This is a genomic window from Pseudonocardia ailaonensis (genome assembly GCF_039531635.1).
GTDB lineage: Bacteria > Actinomycetota > Actinomycetes > Mycobacteriales > Pseudonocardiaceae > Pseudonocardia > Pseudonocardia ailaonensis.
Genome location: NZ_BAAAQK010000002.1, coordinates 7,104 through 22,350 on the forward strand (window position 1 = coordinate 7,104; position 15,247 = coordinate 22,350).

The 15,247-nt window shown below is 71.6% G+C and carries 19 protein-coding genes; 9 read left to right on the forward strand and 10 right to left on the reverse strand.

Translation table 11 applies throughout. The annotated features are described in order from the left end of the window. Positions 1–110 precede the first annotated feature (110 nt). The 5 genes from ABD324_RS02185 to ABD324_RS02205 are packed head-to-tail and all read left to right on the forward strand — an operon-like array spanning position 111 to position 2,525. On the forward strand, positions 111–656 hold the full coding sequence (locus tag ABD324_RS02185; protein ID WP_344411813.1) for an FHA domain-containing protein: 546 nt from the start codon (positions 111–113) through the stop codon (positions 654–656). Between the two features lie 47 nt (positions 657–703). After that, positions 704–1,249, forward strand: a complete 546-nt coding sequence (locus ABD324_RS02190; protein ID WP_344411814.1) for a TIGR03086 family metal-binding protein — start codon at positions 704–706, stop codon at positions 1,247–1,249. Between the two features lie 19 nt (positions 1,250–1,268). Then, on the forward strand, positions 1,269–1,829 hold the full coding sequence (locus ABD324_RS02195; RefSeq protein ID WP_344411815.1) for a pyridoxamine 5'-phosphate oxidase family protein: 561 nt from the start codon (positions 1,269–1,271) through the stop codon (positions 1,827–1,829). 35 nt (positions 1,830–1,864) lie between these two features. After that, on the forward strand, positions 1,865–2,119 hold the full coding sequence (locus ABD324_RS02200) for a type II toxin-antitoxin system Phd/YefM family antitoxin (RefSeq protein ID WP_344411816.1): 255 nt from the start codon (positions 1,865–1,867) through the stop codon (positions 2,117–2,119). A 7-nt stretch (positions 2,120–2,126) separates the two neighbouring features. Continuing rightward, entirely contained in the window at positions 2,127–2,525 is a 399-nt protein-coding gene (locus ABD324_RS02205; protein WP_344411818.1) for a type II toxin-antitoxin system VapC family toxin, read from the forward strand. Here ABD324_RS02205 and ABD324_RS02210 read toward each other — a convergent pair. The 8 genes from ABD324_RS02210 to ABD324_RS02245 form a co-directional block, all read right to left on the reverse strand. After that, positions 2,512–2,967, reverse strand: coding sequence for an SRPBCC family protein (locus ABD324_RS02210; protein WP_344411819.1), 456 nt, complete (start codon positions 2,965–2,967; stop codon positions 2,512–2,514). The genes ABD324_RS02205 and ABD324_RS02210 overlap by 14 nt on opposite strands. Continuing rightward, a complete protein-coding gene (locus ABD324_RS02215; protein WP_344411820.1) occupies positions 2,964–3,428 on the reverse strand; it encodes a peroxiredoxin in 465 nt (154 codons plus the stop codon). Before ABD324_RS02215 ends, ABD324_RS02210 begins: the two co-directional genes overlap by 4 nt. Beyond that, entirely contained in the window at positions 3,425–4,177 is a 753-nt protein-coding gene (locus ABD324_RS02220; protein WP_425565714.1) for a DUF1295 domain-containing protein, read from the reverse strand. Before ABD324_RS02220 ends, ABD324_RS02215 begins: the two co-directional genes overlap by 4 nt. 70 nt (positions 4,178–4,247) lie before the next feature. Further along, positions 4,248–5,597: a class I SAM-dependent methyltransferase gene (locus ABD324_RS02225; protein ID WP_344411822.1), complete on the reverse strand. Its 1,350-nt coding sequence runs from the start codon at positions 5,595–5,597 to the stop codon at positions 4,248–4,250. Between the two features lie 64 nt (positions 5,598–5,661). Further along, positions 5,662–6,897 (reverse strand): class I SAM-dependent methyltransferase, encoded by a 1,236-nt coding sequence (locus ABD324_RS02230; protein WP_344411823.1) that lies wholly within the window; start codon positions 6,895–6,897, stop codon positions 5,662–5,664. After that, on the reverse strand, positions 6,894–7,637 hold the full coding sequence (locus ABD324_RS02235; protein WP_425565709.1) for a DUF1365 domain-containing protein: 744 nt from the start codon (positions 7,635–7,637) through the stop codon (positions 6,894–6,896). The genes ABD324_RS02230 and ABD324_RS02235 overlap by 4 nt, the downstream gene beginning before the upstream one ends. Beyond that, positions 7,631–8,836: an NAD(P)/FAD-dependent oxidoreductase gene (locus tag ABD324_RS02240; RefSeq protein ID WP_344411978.1), complete on the reverse strand. Its 1,206-nt coding sequence runs from the start codon at positions 8,834–8,836 to the stop codon at positions 7,631–7,633. The genes ABD324_RS02235 and ABD324_RS02240 overlap by 7 nt, the downstream gene beginning before the upstream one ends. 71 nt (positions 8,837–8,907) lie before the next feature. Then, the gene (locus ABD324_RS02245; protein WP_344411825.1) at positions 8,908–9,597 is read right to left on the reverse strand and encodes an alpha/beta hydrolase; all 690 of its coding nucleotides are present in this window, start codon (positions 9,595–9,597) and stop codon (positions 8,908–8,910) included. A gap of 144 nt (positions 9,598–9,741) precedes the next feature. On the opposite strand from ABD324_RS02245, the gene ABD324_RS02250 reads away from it, so the two are divergent. Together ABD324_RS02250 and ABD324_RS02255 are read left to right on the forward strand one after the other, a co-directional pair. After that, positions 9,742–10,548 (forward strand): lysophospholipid acyltransferase family protein, encoded by an 807-nt coding sequence (locus tag ABD324_RS02250; protein WP_344411826.1) that lies wholly within the window; start codon positions 9,742–9,744, stop codon positions 10,546–10,548. Positions 10,549–10,689: 141 nt separating this feature from the next. Further along, positions 10,690–11,544: a type IV toxin-antitoxin system AbiEi family antitoxin domain-containing protein gene (locus ABD324_RS02255; protein ID WP_344411827.1), complete on the forward strand. Its 855-nt coding sequence runs from the start codon at positions 10,690–10,692 to the stop codon at positions 11,542–11,544. Positions 11,545–11,611: 67 nt separating this feature from the next. Here ABD324_RS02255 and ABD324_RS02260 read toward each other — a convergent pair whose 3' ends face one another. Both ABD324_RS02260 and ABD324_RS02265 read right to left on the reverse strand, forming a co-directional pair. Beyond that, positions 11,612–12,571 carry an acyl-CoA desaturase gene (locus ABD324_RS02260; protein ID WP_344411828.1) on the reverse strand — a complete coding sequence of 320 codons (960 nt, stop codon included), beginning with the start codon at positions 12,569–12,571 and terminating at the stop codon, positions 11,612–11,614. A gap of 88 nt (positions 12,572–12,659) precedes the next feature. After that, positions 12,660–14,036 (reverse strand): mycothione reductase, encoded by a 1,377-nt coding sequence (locus tag ABD324_RS02265; RefSeq protein ID WP_344411829.1) that lies wholly within the window; start codon positions 14,034–14,036, stop codon positions 12,660–12,662. A gap of 61 nt (positions 14,037–14,097) precedes the next feature. Here ABD324_RS02265 and ABD324_RS02270 point away from each other — a divergent pair, with 61 nt between their 5' ends. Both ABD324_RS02270 and ABD324_RS02275 read left to right on the forward strand, forming a co-directional pair. After that, positions 14,098–14,559 carry a GNAT family N-acetyltransferase gene (locus tag ABD324_RS02270; protein ID WP_344411830.1) on the forward strand — a complete coding sequence of 154 codons (462 nt, stop codon included), beginning with the start codon at positions 14,098–14,100 and terminating at the stop codon, positions 14,557–14,559. Positions 14,560–14,778: 219 nt separating this feature from the next. After that, on the forward strand, positions 14,779–15,177 hold the full coding sequence (locus tag ABD324_RS02275) for a LapA family protein (RefSeq protein ID WP_344411832.1): 399 nt from the start codon (positions 14,779–14,781) through the stop codon (positions 15,175–15,177). Positions 15,178–15,247: the final 70 nt, after the last annotated feature.

Consider the following 15,247-nt stretch of genomic DNA (forward strand, 5'->3'; position numbering starts at 1 on the left):
GCACCCCATGGGATGATCCGCCCGACCTGCAGGATCGTCGGTGGGAGCGTGGTGTGGGGCCGGAGCCCGACTTCATCGAGGTCCATCGCCCGCAGGGCGTGGATCTCGTGATGCTGCAGGGCCACCGCGTGACCCTCGGCCGCTCCCCGACGAACGACGTCGTCCTCGACCACGACGGCACCATCTCCTCGCTGCACGCCGTCCTGGAGTCCTACGCCGGCGGCTGGACCCTGCGGGATCTCGGCAGCCGCAACGGCACCTACGTCGACGGCACCCAGCTCGTCACGGAGCAGGCCCTGCGCGGGGGCACCGAGGTGCGGCTCGGCGGCACCCGGATCGTGTTCCGTTCCCGGACCACCCCGCCGTCGGAGCGCACGGAGAGCGGGATCGTCGCACCGACGCTGACCCCGCGGGAGCGGGACGTGGTGCGGGCCCTGTGCCGGCCGCTGTTCGGCTCGGAGATGTTCCGCCAGCCCGCCACCGTCAAGGACATCGCCGCCGCACTCGTGGTCAGTGACGGGGCGGTGAAGCAGCACCTGGGCAACCTCTACGACAAGTTCGGGATCGACCCGCGGCAGCGCAGCCGGCTCACGCTCGCGAACGAGGCCCTGCGCCGTGGCGCGGTCACGCCCGCCGAGCTGATCCGCGGCGACTGACGCGTTTCTGCAATCCGGTGGGCCGCCGTGGCACCAGGATGGGCGTCATGACGGACATCTCGGAGCGCTACGCCCGCCACGCCGACGCGTACGCCGCGACCCTCGCCGCCGTCCCGGAGGACCGCTGGTCCGCGCAGTCGCCCTGCGAGATGTGGACGGCGAGGCAGGTCGCGGAGCACCTCGTCGAGGTCCACGGGATGTTCCTCGGCCTGGTCGGCCGGCGGCCCGAGCCGGGCCCGGCGGACCCGGTGGGCGCGTTCGCGCACGTCAGGGCCATCGTGCAGGCAGACCTCGAGGACCCGGAGAAGGCCGCGGAGACCTACGAGGGCATGTTCGGCACCCAGACGTTCGAGGGATCGGTCGACGGCTTCGTCACCTCCGACCTGGTGATCCACCGCTGGGACCTCGGGACGGCCGCCGGCCTGGACATCGAGATCCCGGCGGACGAGGTCGACCGCATGGCCCGGTTCGTCGAGGTCATGCCCGCGCAGGCGCGGAGCTCCGGGAAGGTCTTCGGCCCCGCGCTGACTCCGCCCGACGGCGCGGACGCCCAGACCCGGATGCTCGCCTCGATCGGCAGAAAGGGCTGGTAGCCCGGCTTACGATCGGGGCATGGGGAAGGTCTACGACGGCATCTCGGATCGGCTCGCGCGGTGGTTGGAGGAGCAGCCGGTGTTCTTCGTCGGCACCGCGCCGCTCGCCGGGGACGGCCTGGTCAACCTGTCTCCCAAGGGAACCCGCGGCACGTTCCGGGTCGTCGACGCCCACACCGTCGCCTACCTGGACCTGACGGGCAGCGGCATCGAGACCGTCGCCCACCTGCAGGAGAACGGCCGGATCTGCGTGATGTTCTGCGCCTTCGACGGCAGGCCGAACATCGTGCGGCTGCACGGCACCGGACGGGTGCTGACCGTCGGCGAGCCGGGTTTCGACGAGGCGGTGGCCGGGTTCCCGGGAGGGGAGACCCGCCGCCACGGTGCCCGCTCGGTGATCACCGTCGACGTCGCCCGCGTCTCGGACTCCTGCGGCTTCTCGGTGCCGCGCATGGACTACGTCGACGAGCGGGACGTCCTCGACCTGTCGCACGCGAAGAAGTCGCCGGAGGTGATGGCGGCCTACCACCGGGAGCGCAACGCGGAGAGCCTGGACGGGCTGCCGGGGTTGCGGGTGTAGCACAATTCGCGCGACAGGTCCGGTACCCTGGCCGCATGAGGACGATCGGCCAGCGCGAGCTGCGCAACGACAACGCGAAGATCATGCGTGAGGTCGAGGAAGGGCACAGCTTCGTCATCACGCGCAACGGCAAGCCCATCGCGGACCTGGTGCCGCACATCAGCAAGCGGGTCACCGTGCGCGAGTTCCAGGAGAACATGCGCACGCTTCCCCCGATCGACGCCGAGGCCTGGAAGCGCGACATGGCCGAGGCCGACGAATGGTTCCGCGACACCTACCTCGAGTACTGAGCGCATCGTGCCCGTCCTCTTCGACACCTCGGTCCTCATCGACGGCGAGGGTCTCGACCTGTCCTCGGTCGAGGCCGAGGTCATCCTCATCAGCGCGATCAGCATCGGGGAGCTCGCCTACGGCCTCGGCCGAGGCACCCCGGACGAGCAGCGGGTGCGCGTGACGCGCTTCCGCCGGCTCGTCGAGGGCTACGAGATCCTGCCCTTCAACGTGGAGGAGGCGAAGCTCTACGGAGTGCTCTCCGACCTGCTGCGGGCGGCCGGTCGCAACCCCCGACCGCGTCGGCTCGATCTCCAGATCGCCGCGACCGCTGCTGTAGCACGAGTACCGATCGTGACCGCGAACCCACGCGACTTCGAGGGGTTGGAGCGGCTCGTGGAGGTCGTCCCCGTCAGCCGCCCGTAGGAGCCCCGAAGATCTCCTGCAGCCTCCCCAGCGTGTCCCGGATCGACTTCGCGTTGGCTATCGGGAACTTCAGCTTCTCGATCCCCTTCGGGAACCGCGAGACGCCGTAGTCGAAGGTCTCGGTCACCCGGGTCCCCTCGGGCACGGGCTCCAGCTCGTAGCGCCAGATCGCGCGAGCCCAGTGGCACCAGGCGATGCGCCGGTCATCCTCGAACTCCACGACGTGGTTCGTGATCCGGTACGGCAGCCCGATCTTCATCCTGACGCCGAAGGTGTCGCCCAGCGCGAGCCGGTCCGGACCGGAGAGAGTGCTCTGCACCGAGCCGGAGCCGTCGAACTCGTTGTGCCGGTGCGGGTTCGCGAGCAGCGCGAAGACCTCCGCCGGTGGGGCGGCGACGACCGCCGAGGCCGTCACCTTCCCGTCCGCGATGGTGGCCCTCATGCCGCGGCGTGCTTCTTCACGGCCTCGAGGGCGGCGTCGGCGTGCTCGTCGAACTTCGACTCGCTGCTGAACTCGGCGACGATCCGCCGGTCCTGCCCGATCACGAAGGTGCGACGGCGGGTGTGCAGCCCGCCCGGCAGCCAGGCCCGGTAGGCGCCCATCTCCTTGGCGACCTTGTGCCCGGTGTCGGAGAGCAGCGGGTAGCCCAGCGAGTGGTTCGTGGCGAACACGCTCTGCTTGGTCACGTTGTCCGCGCTGATGCCGACGGTCTGGGCACCGGCCGCGGCGAACTCCGCGGCGAGGTCCCGGAAGTGGCAGGCCTCCTGGGTGCAGCCGCCGGAGCTGGCCATCGGGTAGAAGAACAGCACCACGGGCCCGTTCTCCAGCAGCGTGGAGAGCCTGCGCGGGGTGCGGGTCTCGTCCTCGAGCTCGAAGTCGCTGACCTGGTCGCCGACGTTCACGCGTCGACCTCCTTCTTCGGGGGGAGCGGGACGAACCCGCTGGTGCGCTTGACGTACTCGACGTAGCCGGGCCGGCGCTCGCCGATGGTGCTCTCCAACAGCTTCGCACCCGTGCCCTTGGCGAGGTTGGCGGTCATCGCGGCGGCACTGGCGAGCCCGATCAGCCCGGCCGGGTGGAACAGGGCGAGCAGGGCGAGGCCCCACCACACGCAGGCGTCGCCGAAGTAGTTGGGGTGACGCGTGTAGCGCCAGAGCCCGCGGTCCATGACCTTGCCCTTGTTGTCCGGGTCCGCCTTGAACGCCGACAGCTGCGCGTCCCCGACGGACTCGAAGAACATCCCGACGGCCCAGACGAGCACGCCCAGAACGGTGACCACGGTGGAGAGGACCCCGGAGGCGAACCCGTACTGGCCCAGCTGGACCGGCAGGGACACGAACCACATGACGAGGCCCTGCGTCAGGTAGATCTTGCGGAAGGCGTGCAGCCAGGGGTTGCCCGGCGCCTCCTTCATGATCGTGACGTAGCGCTCGTCCTCGGGCTTGCCGTGGTTGCGCCGTCCGATGTGGATGGCCAGGCGCAGCCCCCACACCACGGTGAGCCCGGTGATCAGCCACTGCCGCCACGCGTCGCCCTCGCCCTGGGCCAGGAGCAGCGTGACGATCGCGATGACGGCGAACCCGCTGCCCCACACGACGTCGATGCCGTCGTGCCGTTTGCGCAGGTAGGCCACGCCCAGCGCGGCCAGCATCACCACCAGGACGGCGACGGCCGTGACCCAGAGATTCGTGACGAAGGCGCCCCAGGGGTAGCTCACGGGGTCATCGTGTCGCAACCGGCGCGGGCTCGCTCGTCGGCCCGACGGGAGTGCGCAGCCGGTCGAGTGCGGGGTCCGCCCCCAGGGTCGCGGCGCGGCTGCGGGGCAGACCCGAGCGGCCCTCGGCGTCCGGGCGGACGAGCAGCATCTGGTGCACGCCCATCCGGTTCTCCTCGAACGCCAGCGCCGCACCGGCGAGGTAGAGCAGCCAGATCCGGTACTGCTCCTCGCCGATCAGCGAGATGGCCTCGGCCTTGTTGTCCTGCAACGTGGAAAGCCAGGGCCGGACCGTCCAGACGTAGTGCTCGCGCAGGGAGTGCACGTCGACGACCTCGAGGCCGGCGGCCTCCAGGAACATCAGCGTCTCGCCGAGCGGGCGCATGTACATGTCCGGCGCGACGTAGGACTCCATGAACGCCCCGCCGCCCGGTGCCGAGTTGAGCCCGGAGGCCCCGCGCGACATCTGCTGCAGCAACAGGCGGCCGTGCGGGCGCAGCTTCGAGAACAGCTGTGCGGCGTAGACGGGGTAGTTGTCCTGCCCGACGTGCTCGCCCATCTCGATGGAGCTGACGGCGTCGAACGGCTCGTCCGGGATCTCCCGGTAGTCCTGCAGCCGGATCTCGACGCGATCCTCGAGGCCGAGCTCCTTCACCCGCTTCATCCCGAGGGCCCGCTGCTCGGCGCTCAGGGTCACGCCGACCGCGGTGACGCCGTAGTGCGTCGCGGCATGGATGAGCAGTGACGCCCAGCCGCAGCCGACGTCGAGCAGCCGCATGCCGGGCTTCAGGTCGAGCTTGCGGCAGATCAGGTCCAACTTGTCGCGCTGGGCGTCGACCAGGCCGTAGTCCTCCGAGGAGTCCTGGGTCCAGTAGCCGCAGGAGTAGGCCATCTGCGGGTCCAGCAGGAACTCGTAGAAGGCGTTGGAGAGGTCGTAGTGGTGCGAGATGGCCTGACGGTCCCGGCGCCGGGTGTGCAGCCCACCCGACAGCTTCGCCTCGGAGGCCGGCGGCGTCGGGGGCAGCCCGATCGCGCCGAGCCGTGCGGCGGTCCGGAGCGCGGCGAGCTTCTCCTTCGCGCCCAGCGTGCTGGACTCGCGACCGAGCTTCCAGAAGCGCGACAGGCCGTCGGCGAGGTCGCCCTCGATGTCCAGCTCGTTCGCCACGAACGCCCGCGCGAGCCCCAGCTCGCCGGGGCTCCAGAGCAGGCGCCGCAGCGCCCGCCGGTGCCGGACGATCGCGACCGGACCGTCCCCCTCGGGCCCGGCCTCGGACCCGTCCCAGGCCCGGATCCGGACGGGCAGCGGCGCGCCGAGCACGCCCTCGAGCAGCGACGCCAGACGATCAGCGACAGACATGTTTCTCCAGGTCAACAGCTGTGAGTGGCGATAGTCGCCAGAGCGACCATCGCCACTCACAGGGTCAGCGGGTGATCGAGAGCTGGTAGACGTCGAGGTAGCCGACGCGGAAGCCGGCCTCGCAGTAGCCGAGGTAGAACTCCCACATGCGGCGGAAGGTCTCGTCGAAGCCCAGGGCGGCGACGTCCGCCCAGCGCTCCTGGAAGCGGCGGTTCCAGTGGTTCAGGGTGCGGGCGTAGTCCTGGCCCAGCGAGCGGCGGTCCGCGATCCGGAGGCCCTCGTCCGCGAGGTTGCGCTCGATGGACTCCACGGAGGGGATGAGCCCGCCGGGGAAGACGTACTTGTGGATCCAGGTGTAGTCGTTGCGCGCCACCCGCATCCGGTCGTCCGGCATGGTGATCGACTGCAGCCCGATCCGCCCGCCCGGCTTGAGCAGCCGGTCCAGGGTGGCGAAGTAGGTGGGCCAGTACTTCTCGCCCACGGCCTCGATCATCTCGACGGAGACGATGGCGTCGTAGGAGCCCTGCGCCTCGCGGTAGTCCCGCAGCAGCACCTGCACGCGGTCGGTGAGCCCGGCCTCGGCGATCCGCTGCTCGGCGAGGGCGGCCTGCTCGGCGGAGATCGTGATCGTGGTGACCCGTGCCCCGCGCTGCGCGGCACGGATCGCGAGCCCGCCCCAGCCCGTGCCGATCTCGAGGATGTGCTGTCCCGCAGCCACTCCGGCCATGTCCAGGATGCCGTCGATCTTGCGCTCCTGGGCCGCCACCAGGTCGTCGCTGCCCTCGGCGAACCAGGCCGCGGAGTAGGACATGGTGTCGTCGAGGAAGATCCGGAACAGGTCGTTGGACAGGTCGTAGTGGCGGTGGATGTTCTCCCGCGAGCCCTCGACCGAGTTGGCCTCCTCCGCGGGCTGGCGCGCCTCGACGTAGCGGCGCGCGAGCCGTTGCAGGACAGGGGGGATCAGGGTGGAGAGCGTCTCGGCGAACGGGGTGAGGAGGCCGGCGAGATCGTCCGCGGTCCAGTCGCCCACCATGTAGGCCTCGCCGAAGCCGATCTTCGAGTCGTTGCCGACGCGGCGGAAGAAGTCGTCGGGGCGCACGATCCGCATGACGGGGCCGCCGCGGCCGAGCACCTCGTTCCCCAGTTCCACGCGCACGGGAAGGTTCCGCACCGCGCGCCGGAACAGGGCTTCGGCGATGCGGGCCTTCACCGGGGTGCCGGGCACCGCGGCGAGGCCTGGCCACTCGCCCTCGTTGGGGCGCGGCACGAGTCGTCGGGAGACGGGCTGCTGGATGGTCATCGGACCCCCTCCTGGGAGTGGCGTGCGACGACCGGCAACCCCTTCCGCCACAGGCGGATCCCGTGGAAGCGGATGAGGGCCGACGTCGTGTGGGTGACGAACGGGCGGCGCAGCACCTGGCGGGCGAGCGCGCGTGGGGTCGCGGTCCGGCGGGTGCCGGTGACCGTGGCGGTGAGAGCGGTGGCGTCGTTGCGGCGCAGCGTGATCGCGAGCTTCAGTGCGTCGTCCGGGATCGGCAGGGACAGGTGGTATCCGCCGTCGACCGCGAAGAAGGGCGACACGTAGAAGGCCTTGTCGACGTCCGCCCGCTCCGCCGGGAGCAGGTAGCGGTGCCGGCCGCCGTAGGTGTTGTGCACCTCCGCGATCACGCAGGCGAGCTCACCGGTGTCGCGGTGGCACCAGAACACCGACAGGGGATTGAAGACGTGGCCGAGGCAGCGGGCGTTGGCCAGCATGAGGATCCGGCCGCCGCGCAGGTCGATGCCCCCCTCGGCGAGGTAGGCGTCGACGTTCTCGCGGAGGGAGAGCGCGGGGTCGCCGAGGTGGTCGCGGGACTCGAAGCGCGCCAGCGGCCCGTAGGACGGCAGGTGGTCGAGGTCGACGAGCCACAGGTAGGTGCGGTGGGAGAAGGAGTAGTCGAGCGACTCGCGCCGCTTGTGCCGGACGACGGACTCGTACAGCTCCGGTCGTGAGTGGCGATCGTCGCTCCGGCGACGATCGCCGCTCACGGGGGTCACCATGTCGTGCCCAGGGACTCGGCGGCGCGGACGCCGGCGGCGCAGCCGTCCTCGTGGAAGCCCCAGCCGTGGTAGGCGCCCGCGAAGGCCGTCACCCCCGTGTTGAGGGCGGGCAGGTTCCGCTGCGCGGCAACGGACTCGGGAGTGTAGATCGGGTGCTCGTAGGTCATCTTCGCGATCACGGTGGCGTCGTCGACCTGCGCGGCCCCGTTGAGGGTGACGACGTACGGTGCGCCGTCGATCCGCTGCAGCCGGTTCATGTCGTAGCTGACCAGCACCGGGGCGTCCGAGCTCGCGCAGGTGGACTTGAGGTAGTTCCAGCTCGCCCGGGCCTTCTGCGCCCGGGGGAGCACGGCGGTGTCCCCGTGGAGCCAGGTCTCGTTGCGGGAGTAGGAGAAGGCGCCCAGGGCGGCGCGCTCGGCGTCCGTCGGGTCGGCGAGCAGCCGCAGGGCCTGGTCCGGGTGGGTGGCGATCACGACCTGGTCGAACCGCTCCCCGTCGACCCGCACGCCGTCCCCACGCGTCACGGAGCGGACCGGGGAACCGGTGCGCACCACCGGGATCTCCTTGACGATCCGCTCGACGTAGCTGCGCGAGCCGCCCACGACCGTCCGCCACTGCGGGGAGCCGCCGACCGCGAGCAGGCCGTGGTGGTCGAGGAAGGTGAACAGGTAGCGGGCCGGGTACTCGAGGCTGAGCTCGGCGCCGGCCGACCACACGCACGAGACGACGGGGATCATGAAGTGGTCCACGAAGTACTGCGAGTAGCCGCCGATCGCCAGGAACGCGCCGAGGGTGACGTCCCCGGCGCGGGGATCGGCCAGCACGCGGCGAGCGTGCCGGTGGAACCGCACGACCTCCCCGAGCATCCGCAGGTAGCGCGGGCTGCGGGCGTTCGCGGCGGTGGGGAACAGACCGGGGAGCTTCTGCGCCCCCGCGTACTCCAGCCCGCAGCCGTCGCACCGCACGCTCATCGACATGTCGGAGTCCTGAGTGGACACCCCGAGCTCGCGGAAGAGCCGCAACAGGTTCGGATAGGTGCGGTCGTTGTGGACGATGAAGCCGGAGTCGACGAAGGTGCCGGCCAGGTCGTGGGTGTGGGCGTGACCGCCGAGCCGGTCGTCGGCCTCGAGGAGGGTGACGTCGTGGGTGCGGCGCAACAGGTAGGCGGCGGTCAGGCCGGCCACGCCACTGCCGATCACGGCGACGGACTGCCGCGCCGACGACTCGCTCGCACGCTCGCTCTGCGCCGATGACTCGCTCGCACGCTCGCTCACTGACTGGCTCCCAGGGGTACCTCGAGGCCGCCCGGGGTGGGCTGCCGCATGGCGTTCGTGATCGCCGGGTCCTCCGGTTCGACACCGAGCTCACCGAGGACGAATCGGGTGACGAGGCCGTGCCAGTCACCGGCCCGGCGGAGCATGGCGTGGCCGTCGCCGAGGACGTCGAAGCGCGCGACCCGGTCGGTCACGGCCCGCGCGCGGATCGCGTACGCCAGGGACTCGCGCGGGTCCGTCATCCGCTCGCGGTCGCCGTGGGCGATGAGCACGCTGCGGCCGGCGAGCTGCTCGACCGGATCGGTGCCGTCGAGCCACGGGGCCAGGGCCGCGACGGCCCGGACGTCCGGCGCCCCGGCCGCGTGCAGCACCGCCCGGCCGCCCATCGAGTGCCCGACCAGGGCGACGGGGACGCCGTGGAGGGTGGCCAGCATCGACTGCGCGTCCCGGGCGGCGTCGCGGGCGGCACCGTTCCACCCGCGGTGCCGGTACCGGAGCATGTACACGCCCAGGCCCGGCGTGCGGGCGAGCGCCGCGGCGAACGGGACCATCCGCCAGTACGACAGCCGGCGTCGCTCACCGGAGTCGCGCGACTTCGACGTCCCGCCATGGGCGACGACCACCAGCGCGCGGGGATCGGCCGGCACACTGCCGACCGGGTCGAGCCGGGGGAGGCTCTCGGGCACGTCCACCTCACAGGTACTCGGGCGATATCCGTAGTTCTTCCGATGCCGACCGCCCCGGCGGATGGTGGGCTGTTCGGCATGTCACACGAGATCATCGCCCGCCCCGACGTGGTCCGCTCGTCGATCGTGGGCGAGGATCGAGCCATGACCGAACGCGTGCCCGAGCTGCCACGTCCCCTCACGGCCGTGCAGAAGGTGCTGCTCACGCTGCGCCGGCGCCGCCGGACGTCCGGATTCTGGTTCGGGCTGGCCATCGAGCTGATCTGGCCGTTCGTGATGGTCTTCACGAAGCTGGGGTGGCGGGGCGGGGAGCGGCTGCCCCGCTCCGGCGGGGTGCTCATCGCCGCGAACCACGTCTCCTTCGCGGACCCGATCTTCGACACGGCGTTCGTCATCTCGCACGGCCGCATGCCCCGCTACCTGGCCAAATCCGAGCTGTGGGACGTGCCCGTGGTCAGGTCGGTACTCGGCAAGGGCGGGCACATCCCCGTCTACCGGCAGTCGGCGAAGGCCATGGACGCGTTCCGCGGTGCCGTCGCCGCCCTCGAGCGGGGCGAGGTGGTGGTCTTCTACCCGGAGGGCACCTACACCTCGGACCCGCGGTTCTGGCCGATGAAGGCGAAGAACGGCATCGCCCGCATCGCCCTGCAGTCCGGTGTGCCCGTCATCCCCATGGCGAACTGGGGCACCCAGGAGGTCCTGCCCCAGGACGGCAAGCCCTCGCTGTGGCCGCGGAAGCGGGTCAGCGTGGTCCTCGGCCCGCCCGTCGACCTCTCGGCCTTCGAGGGCAAGCCCCGGACCAGGACGAACCTCGACGCCGCCACCCAGGCGATCATGACGGCCGTGACGGGCCTGGTCGCGGACCTGCGAGGCGAGGAGCCGCCGGCGAAGGCCCACGATCCCGCCGCCCCGGCCCAGGACGGCCCGCCCGAGCCTCTCGCCGCGAGCTGATCCCGACCATGATCGCCAGGAGTGCCGGACATCGGCCGCTGGTGGCCGTATCCCGGCACTCTCGGCGATCATGAGTTCGCACCGGTGAACGGCCTCCACGGTTTCCGTCCCTGAACGGGGCGGAGCGGACATGCTCCCGCCGTGGATCTCGACTCGGTGCTGCGGGCGCAGGCAGGGGTGGTGACGGCCGCCCAGGCGCGCGCGTGCGACCTCGCTCCGCGGACGGTCGGCCGGCGGGTCGCGGAGGGGAGCTGGCGCCGTCTCCATCCGGGCGTCTTCCTGGTCGGAGGCCATCGCCACACGGTCGAGGTACGGGTGCGGGCGGCGTGGCTCTGGGCCGGCGGGGCGGTGAGTGGCCCCGCGGCGGCGTGGTGGCACGGGATGCTCCCGACGGCACCCGAGATCGTCGACCTGTCGGTGCTGCGCGACCGGTCGCCGCGGGCCGGCCTGCGGATCCGCCGTCGCCGGATACCCGAGGAGGACCTCGCGACGGTCTCCGGGATCAGGCTGACCGGGCGGGCGCGGACCGCGCTGGAGACGGCGGCGGCCCTGCCCGACGGCGGGGTCTTCCTCGACCGGGCGCTCCAGCGGTACGTCGGGTTCGCCGCGGTGTCCGAGGCCTACTCGCGGATGCTGGGCGCCCACGGCTCGGCCGAGGCGGGCCGACTGCTGGCCGCGGCGGCGGACCGGGCGGCATCGCGGGCGGAGCGGAAGGTCGTGACGATCCTCCGCGCGGCGGGTCTCACCGGCTGGGAGCTGCACCTGCCCTTCGGCCCCTTCGAGCTCGACGTGGCGTTCCCCGAGGCCCGGGTGGCGCTGGAGATCGACAGCTGGGCCTGGCACACCGACGTCGAGCGCTTCCGCACGGACCGCCGCAAGGGCAACGCCGTGGTCACGGCAGGCTGGACGCTGCTGCGGTTCACCTGGCACGACCTGGACCGCGCCCCGGAGCGGGTCGTCAGGGAGATCCGGACGGCGCTCGACCGAGCGGCATGATCACCGAGACTGCGCAACGGCGGCCGTATCCGGCCGATTCCGCGCACTCCCGGCGATCATGAACGGGTCAGGAGGGGGCCTTGGCCAGGCGTTCCAGGCGCTTGGTGGTGGGCCAGCGGACCGCCGTGGCCCAGCCCAGCTTCTCGAAGGCCCGGATCGTGACGGCGGAGATGTCGATCTGGCCCTTCTGCACGCCGTGGCGGGCGCAGGTCGGGTCCGCGTGGTGGAGGTTGTGCCAGGACTCGCCGCAGGAGAACACGGCCAGCCACCAGACGTTGGCGGAGTGGTCGCGGGCGGAGAAGGGGCGCTCGCCCCACATGTGGCAGATCGAGTTGATGGACCAGGTGACGTGGTGCAGCAGCGCCACGCGCACCAGCCCCGCCCAGAACAGCCCGGTCAGGGCGCCCCACCACGACCAGGAGAGGAGCCCGCCCAGAAGCGCCGGCAGGAGCAGGGTCAGGGCGCTCCAGAGGCCGAAGAGGCGGTCGACGCGGCGCAGGTCGTCGTCGGCGAGGAGGTCGGGGGTGAAGCGTTCCTCGTTGGTGAGGTCGCGGTCGAACAGCCAGCCGGTGTGGGAGTGCCAGAACCCGCGCGCGAGCGCCCGGGCGGAGGTGCCGTAGAGCCAGGGGGAGTGCGGGTCGCCCTCCTTGTCGGAGAACGCGTGGTGGCGGCGGTGGTCGGCCACCCACTTGATCACGGGGCCCTGCATCGCGAGGCTGCCCGCGATCGCCAGCCCGATCTTGAGCCCGCGCGCCGCCTTGAAGGAGCCGTGCGTGAAGTAGCGGTGGTAGCCGACCGTGATGCCCAGGCAGCCGACCAGGTAGAACACCGCACCGACGACGATGTCGGACCAGCCGAGGAAGCCGAAGATCACCGCCAGCGGGATCGCCGCGACGAGCGCGGCGAGCGGCAGGAACACGAAGACGTAGACGCCGATCTGCTGCGGTGTCCCGCGGGTCCCGGCGAAGACGGACTTCGGGCCTGCGGTGCTCGCAGTGGCCTCGGGCGGGTCGGCGGCCAACGTCATGCTCGGTACCTCACGTGTCGGTCTGGGCGGACACGGGGTGTTCGTCGCCCGTGGCCGGAGCGGATCGGCCTCCCCAGGGTAAGCGGATCTACAGGTCCAGGCCCAGGAGTGCGTTCTCCACCACCTCCGGCAGGGCCGGGTGGATCCAGTACTGGCCGGTGGCCATCTCGCGGGCGTGCAGGCCGAAGGACATGGCCTGGATCAGCGGTTGGATGAGCGTCGACGCCTGGGGGCCCATGATGTGGGCGCCCAGCAGCCGGCCGGTGCCCTTCTCGGCGAGGATCTTGCAGAGGCCGGTGGTGTCCTCCATGGCCCAGCCGAAGGCGACGTCGCCGAAGCGCTGGACCTTGACCGTGTAGTCCAGGCCCAGCATCCGGACCTGTTCCTCGGTCTTCCCGACGCTCGCGACCTGCGGATCGGTGAACACCGCGGACGGGATGTACCGGTGGTTGGTCTCGCGCAGGTCGTCGGGGTGGAGCACGTTGTGCCCGACGATCTTCGCCTCGTGGTTCGCGACGTGCTTGAGCGCCCAGGGGGAGCTGACGTCCCCGAGCGCCCAGACGCCCTCGGCGGACGTGCGCTGGTACTGGTCGACCTCGATGCGGCCGTCCGAGTGGGTGCCGATGCCCGCGGCGCCCAGGTTCATCCGGTCGCCGTTCGGGACCCGCCCGGCGGCGACGAGCAGCGTGTCGACCTCGATGGTCTCGCCGTCGTCCAGCGTCACGCGCAGGTCGCCCGCCGTGCCGCTCACGCCCGTGACCTGCGTGGACGTCCGCAGATCGAGCCGGCCGGCGATGAGGTCGGTGTAGGCGGCGGAGATCGTCTCGTCGTGCGAGCGGAGCATCCGGCTGCCCCGGGCGATCACCGTGACCTGCGTGCCGAGCGCGGAGAAGACGTGGGCGAACTCGGCCGCGATGAACCCGCCGCCGACGATCGCGAGGCGCCTCGGCAGCTCCGACAGCCGCATGATCGTGTCCGACGTCTCGTACGGCACCCCCGACTCCGCGATCGCCGCCGGGATCATCGGCCGCCCACCGGCAGCGACGACGACCTGGTCGGCCGTGAGCTCGTCCGCGCCCGATCCGTCCGTGCGCTCGACGCGCAGCGCCCGCGGGCCGGTGAAGGCCGCGTGCCCGAAGTAGACGGTGACGTTCGGGCTGCGCTCGACGCGGTACTCCTTGCCGCCCTCGGCGATGGGGTCGATACGCCCGAAGACGCGGTCCCGGATGTCCGCCCAGCGGACCTTGTCGAGGCTCGCGTCGATGCCGTAGGTGGCCGCCCGGCGCACGGCCTCGGCCACGTCCGCGGCGTAGACGTACATCTTGGTCGGGATGCAGCCGACGTTCAGGCAGGTGCCGCCGAAGACCCCGTGCTCGACGAACGCGACGTCGAGACCGGCGTACCGCTCGTCGACGAAGGTGTTGCCGGAGCCGGTTCCGATGACGACGAGATCGTGATGGGGCACGGCGTCGAGGTTAATCGGCGACGGCTCGTCCCCGTGCAGTGATGTCTGGTAGTCCTGTGTGATGACGGAGACGACCGCGGCCACGCTGCGCCGAGCGTGGGCCCTCGACCTCGATGCCCCCACGCTGTACGAGCTGCTGCGACTGCGCGTCGACGTCTTCGTGGTGGAGCAGGCGTGCCCGTACGGCGAGCTCGACGGCCGGGACCTCGAGGACCGGGCCCGGCACTACTGGCTCACCGCGCACGGCGACGAGGGCGCGGTGCTCGGCACGGTGCGCCTGCTCAAGGAGCCGGACGGCGGGTACCGGGTCGGGCGGCTGTGCACGGTGAAGACGGTGCGGGGCCGGGGCCTGGGCCGTCAGCTCATGGAGGCGGCGCTCGCCGAGGTCGGGGACGGCACCTGTGTGCTCGACGCGCAGGAGCACCTCGGCGACTTCTACCGCGGCTACGGCTTCGAGGCCACCGGCCCGGCGTACGACTGGGACGGTGTGGCCCACCTGCCGATGCGGCGGCCCGGGCGCTGAGTCGGGGCGCTGGGTCCGAGCGCCTGCTCCAGGGGTCACCGAGCGCGGAGTGCGGATGTCGACGGGGGGCGCCGGGAGTTCGGGTGCCGACGGAGCGGGGAAGCCGCGCTGATCACGCCCGGGACGGGTGACAGCGGGATCCGGGCGGACCGGGGCACTCTGCGCGATACTTCGCGCACGTCGCGCGACCAGCGTGCGAGCGCGAGAAGGGTGCCGGTGATGAGCGAGGAGCAGGTCCGCACGGACGGGCCGGCGACCGGTCCCGGGGACCCGGCCGACCCGGGGGCCACGGTGGCGTTGCCGCAGGACCCCCCGACCACCACCCCGCCGCCGCACACGTCGCCGAAGCGGCCCGCGCCGGCGCCGCACAGCCGGATCAGCGGGGTGTGGGTGGGGCTGATCTTCTCGGCCCTGGTGCTGCTGTTCCTGCTGATCTTCATCCTGCAGAACATGGGCGCCGTCCAGATCTACTTCCTGGGCGGCTCCGGCACGCTCCCGACGGGCGTGGCGCTGCTGCTGGCCGCGATCGCCGGTGTGCTGCTGGTCGCGATCCCGGGTACCGCCCGGATCGTCCAGCTGCGCCGGCAGGCCCGGAAGGGCCGCAAGCGCGCGGTCTGACCTGATGAGCGAACGGCTCACTCGTTCACACCTACTGAACGAGCGGCCCGTTCACCGCACGCAGCCCGGA

Coding starts and splice junctions, on each gene's coding strand:
- ABD324_RS02235 (WP_425565709.1), bottom strand. CDS start 7,637: ATGGTGACCCCCGTGAGCGGCGATCGTCGCCGGAGCGACGATCGCCAC.
- ABD324_RS02275 (WP_344411832.1), top strand. CDS start 14,779: ATGAGCGAGGAGCAGGTCCGCACGGACGGGCCGGCGACCGGTCCCGGG.
- ABD324_RS02195 (WP_344411815.1), top strand. CDS start 1,269: ATGGGGAAGGTCTACGACGGCATCTCGGATCGGCTCGCGCGGTGGTTG.
- ABD324_RS02225 (WP_344411822.1), bottom strand. CDS start 5,597: ATGTCTGTCGCTGATCGTCTGGCGTCGCTGCTCGAGGGCGTGCTCGGC.
- ABD324_RS02250 (WP_344411826.1), top strand. CDS start 9,742: ATGACCGAACGCGTGCCCGAGCTGCCACGTCCCCTCACGGCCGTGCAG.
- ABD324_RS02190 (WP_344411814.1), top strand. CDS start 704: ATGACGGACATCTCGGAGCGCTACGCCCGCCACGCCGACGCGTACGCC.
- ABD324_RS02200 (WP_344411816.1), top strand. CDS start 1,865: ATGAGGACGATCGGCCAGCGCGAGCTGCGCAACGACAACGCGAAGATC.
- ABD324_RS02220 (WP_425565714.1), bottom strand. CDS start 4,177: ATGCTGGCCGCGCTGGGCGTGGCCTACCTGCGCAAACGGCACGACGGC.
- ABD324_RS02210 (WP_344411819.1), bottom strand. CDS start 2,967: ATGAGGGCCACCATCGCGGACGGGAAGGTGACGGCCTCGGCGGTCGTC.
- ABD324_RS02230 (WP_344411823.1), bottom strand. CDS start 6,897: ATGACCATCCAGCAGCCCGTCTCCCGACGACTCGTGCCGCGCCCCAAC.
- ABD324_RS02185 (WP_344411813.1), top strand. CDS start 111: ATGCTGCAGGGCCACCGCGTGACCCTCGGCCGCTCCCCGACGAACGAC.
- ABD324_RS02270 (WP_344411830.1), top strand. CDS start 14,098: ATGACGGAGACGACCGCGGCCACGCTGCGCCGAGCGTGGGCCCTCGAC.
- ABD324_RS02260 (WP_344411828.1), bottom strand. CDS start 12,571: ATGACGTTGGCCGCCGACCCGCCCGAGGCCACTGCGAGCACCGCAGGC.